At 31.4% G+C, this 4,229-nt stretch carries 3 protein-coding genes and 1 pseudogene; all 4 read left to right on the plus strand.

Annotation, left to right across the window (positions count from 1 at the left end; genetic code table 11):
* Positions 1–1,225 precede the first annotated feature (1,225 nt).
* Positions 1,226–1,507 (plus strand): annotated as a pseudogene (locus ACO6OL_RS08580) (recombinase family protein); the annotation flags it as partial.
* Between the two features lie 141 nt (positions 1,508–1,648).
* Positions 1,649–1,849 carry a hypothetical protein gene (locus tag ACO6OL_RS08585; RefSeq protein ID WP_485502829.1) on the plus strand — a complete coding sequence of 67 codons (201 nt, stop codon included), beginning with the start codon at positions 1,649–1,651 and terminating at the stop codon, positions 1,847–1,849.
* 110 nt (positions 1,850–1,959) lie between these two features.
* Positions 1,960–2,631 carry a hypothetical protein gene (locus ACO6OL_RS08590; protein WP_485502830.1) on the plus strand — a complete coding sequence of 224 codons (672 nt, stop codon included), beginning with the start codon at positions 1,960–1,962 and terminating at the stop codon, positions 2,629–2,631.
* A gap of 95 nt (positions 2,632–2,726) precedes the next feature.
* Positions 2,727–3,479 carry a hypothetical protein gene (locus tag ACO6OL_RS08595; RefSeq protein ID WP_485502831.1) on the plus strand — a complete coding sequence of 251 codons (753 nt, stop codon included), beginning with the start codon at positions 2,727–2,729 and terminating at the stop codon, positions 3,477–3,479.
* The last annotated feature ends 750 nt before the right edge of the window (positions 3,480–4,229 follow it).

Below are 4,229 nucleotides of genomic sequence, written 5' to 3' on the forward strand. Positions count from 1 at the left end.
AAAAATCATTTTCACACCCTTTCGTCTATTAGTATAGAAGAAAGCTCTCAGCACATGTTGAGTGTGTAGCTTTGCTGGTCAAAGCGTAAAAACCTCGGAACGAAAGGGATAATGAAAAGCCTTGATTGTAAGGCTTTTTTTGATATATAAGGAAGTATAAGACTGATAGCAGAAGTTGAGTGTTTTGGTCCGATAGGTGTTTATATTTCCAGTTACACGTAGGGGGTACATTTATTACCTATGAGCATGGCTTTATGGGAATTAATGCATCACCTCTTATATATGAAACTTAGGCAAGATTTGGTCTTGGGGAAATTTGTAATTGTTGTGATGAATTTCTTAACAAAGCTTGAGTTTTAATTTTTAGAACATTAAGAGTAAAATTATGATTGTTTATTTGAAAATTTTATGATAGAATGAAATTGAAATATTGAAACTTCTGTTATCGGGAATAGGGGTTCGACTCCCCTCCTCATCATTTGCTGCTAACCGATGTATCAGACTCCTCAACCTTATTTTTATTGGTCACACAAGTGACTGTAGAAATACTTATAGACTTAGTAAGTGATTGCTTATTCAATGTATTGAATGTAATGGAGGGCAAGATTATGATAACAATAATTTCGCAGGGTTCAAAATTTCTAATGTGTCTCGTCGCAGCGGTGAGGAGCTTCGGTAGCATTTATGCAAAGCTAGCGAGACACTACAAAAGAGTATTGCAAATAGTGGAATACTCTTTTGTAGTGTTATATAGATTGTGATTATATTTTGACTGATGCTTTTTTAAATGTGTTAATAAGTGAGAGTATTAGTCCTGATATAAAGGATGTAATGCTTTCGCAGACTGAACTTTTGATGTTTTTAATGTGAGAAGGTTAGATTAATACAGTATTTTTGGGTGAAACTTGATACAATTATAAAAATTTTTAGGTTGACTATATAGTCATCCTTTTATTAGTTTATATACTGGTATTGTAAATTTTAAGCAAGGAGTAAATATTATGAAGTTTATGTTTTAGGACAAATATAAAAAAGCAAATCGCATTATAAAACATGTACAAGCTAAGGACTTAACGCATATGTCTGATAGATTACTAGAAGGTTACAGCCCGTAATTAATTTCAAAAGAGCTAAGAGAACAGGAAATACTAGGTTGCACAGGTAAAGCAAGGTGGTGCCCAAGTGCTATATGGGAAATGCTTTAAAATGAAAATACAAGGGTGATACTTTTCTTCAGAAAACCTATACCGTTGATTTCCTGAAGAAGAAACGAATTGATAATGATAGACAAGTTAATCAATACTATATCGAGCAAAATCATGAATCAATCTTAGATAGAGAGAAGTGGGAGATTGTTCAGTTAGAAATAGCAAAAAGAAAGAAACTTAGAGATCAACATAAGCTCCAATTTTATATCATGCAGAAAGAAAACAATCCCTTTACAACAAAAGTATTTTGCGCCGAATATGGTTCAGCCTTTGGTCGAAAAAACTGGACGAAAAGTTGAGGCAAACGCAAGGTTTGGGAGTGTAATAATCGATATAGGATTAAAGGCCAGATTGGTTGTCAGAACAACCATATCGATGAAGAAATGCTTGAAACTATATTCCTTAGAGCGATTGAAGAATTAAAGGATAACAAGAATCTTTTGTTTGAGAGATGGAAAAGACTCCAAAAAGAAGGAAATCTTCTTGAACAGATGTACGGTGATAGACTTAAACATTTGATGTCCCAAGAAAATTTAGAATTTAATGGTGAGGTGATGTGTCAAGTACTCGATCACATCAAATTAACTATTGATAGTTCAATTACAATTGTATTCCTTGAAGAGACCGAAGTAACATTGTAGGAGCAGCAACCTGATGAGGGTTGCTCCTCTTTAGTGTTTAATAGTGTTTAATAGTCTTGAAAGTGGTATAATAGGAAAAAGGATTGCTGTTTTGTTAGGAGGTTAGCAACATGTCATGGATTAGTAACTTGTTAGATAGAATAAAGAGATTTTTAAATGGAAATTCTTCAAATATGAAACCATTAGATATAGGTGATGATACTATTTTTAATTTTTCAGTGTATCAAAATGGAAATGATTCTAATCCTATGAACTACGATCCAAAGTTTAATGATATTTTAGCACAAGAAATGGGATTATGTTTTAAAACATACTATGGAAATTGGGAGAATCAGATATTTGAATCACTTCTAGAAGTACAGGGTACTCTAGAGCTGGAGTTGATATTTAAAGGTGAGCTTCTATCGGAAAGTTTTTATTTTCGTAATATAGGAGTTGGAGATAGCGTCAATAAAACTGCGGATTATAATTTTAGATATAAAAGTATCGGTGTTATATCTGAGTATAGAGGAAAGGGCGTTTGTAGTTGTTTACTATTGAAATCAATTATTGTAGTGTTAGAAAATGTGATAAATAATAGTGTTGAGTTCTCATTAGTTAATACTGTAAGCATTGATATTGATGATAAATATTCTATTTATAATTCTATCTTAACTGAGTTAATACCTGAGGAGAAAATGCAATATAAGGTATTTGAAGTAGAAAACCGTGAAAAAGATTTAAACCACTTGGGAGAGTTGTACAGACAAAAGCTAGAAACATTGTATTTCAATCTAAGTTAGTTAAGTCCAATAGTATAATTTAGAGTATTATTTCTTTTTATAGTCATAGACTAAAACAATTTCACCAGTAAGAATATAATAATTGAGGAGAAATTATGAAACATGTAAAGTTAAATACAGGTATTCCATTTGATATTGAAAAATTTGAAGATAAAACAAACAAAAGCTTTCCTTATTTTCAAGCTGGAAAAAAATATGCATTATGCCCAAGTTGTGGTTCATCTGTTCAAATTATTGGAGGAATTAATAACTTGACACAGAATAAAGGAGTAAGATTATATGCAGCACATACAAAAAATAAAGTCAGGGATTTGAATTTTAATGAGGTGGCAAAACTCAATTGCATAAATTATAAAGGAAATAATAATAATTGGCAAAGAATTTATGAGACTAGACAAAATATACCCGAAAATCAAGAGGTACTGGAGTATATAAATGAGAATATTGATGAAATTGCTAGTGCTGTGGAGAAATTAATTGGTTTTAGATGTAAGTTGAAAGATAGTAGAAGTAAAGTATTTGAAAATTTGTATCGGTCTTTTAAAGTCAATGGTGGCTTATGTATAGCTAAGGATCAATTTGCTCCAGAATATATACCTAGAATGATTATAGAACGAGCAGCACCAGTACAATGTTGGGGAGCAATTCCTATAGGCAGAACTAAGGATTGTATACAGCGTACTCAAACTATTGAAGGTTCAATTGATAAGGGACAATTTAAACCCACTATTGAAGTCAAGTTTGTAGGAACTTTGGATCATGATGAAAATCCTACTAGACTTAACATGAAATTAATTATTGGTGAGGAAGAGTTGGATATGTACCATATCAGTGCAAGGATAAATTAGAAGGATAGTTTTTCCTAAAATTATCCTTCTAATTTACAATAACATGATGATGTTTAAGCATCAGTTTAGTTCTATAGTATTATTCTAATTATTTTAGGCAAGCATTTCGTCCTATAGTATATAAGGAAACTAACAGAACATGTTGAAGCAGTCGTTTTAATGACAAGGGCACAGACCGAAGCCATTAATTATGAATGCTTTATGCGATAGCTGTCGTAGAGGAGTAGTGATACAGTAACAGTGAACCGCTGAATGTGTGACATTTTTTAAATAATTATAAATATGTTTAAACTAGAGTGCGTTTAATTGGAAATTTTAGTATTTTGTAGAATAGGATGTAATATTGTATAATGAGATATGATAATTTTTAAAAACACGTACTATAGAGATTATGAAAAAGTTTTTTTAGGCAAGTATTGTTGTGAAATTAGAGTATGGAATAAAAATTTAATATATATATTAAATTTAACAGATTGTTGACAAAATGACCAAAATATCAATCGACATATTGATGTTTTGGTCGTTTTTCAAAAAAAATAAGCCATATGGCCGAGTATCAGTAGTATTAAGGGAGGATTATACCTCTCTTAGTGCTATTGTTTTCATATTTTGAACGCAACAAGACAACCAAGCGTACGACTGTACTTTGGTTTTCCCTCTATATTGTGCATATCTATATCCATGATTTTGTTTTGAGGCAGTGTCAAGATTTTTGTGTAAACACAATCTGATGTTTTAAATAAAGTTAAC

This window comes from Gemella sp. (assembly GCF_057272915.1).

Excerpts from the sequence above, each read along its gene's own strand:
- ACO6OL_RS08590 (WP_485502830.1), top strand. The coding sequence starts at position 1,960 with ATGTCATGGATTAGTAACTTGTTAGATAGAATAAAGAGATTTTTAAAT.
- ACO6OL_RS08595 (WP_485502831.1), top strand. The coding sequence starts at position 2,727 with ATGAAACATGTAAAGTTAAATACAGGTATTCCATTTGATATTGAAAAA.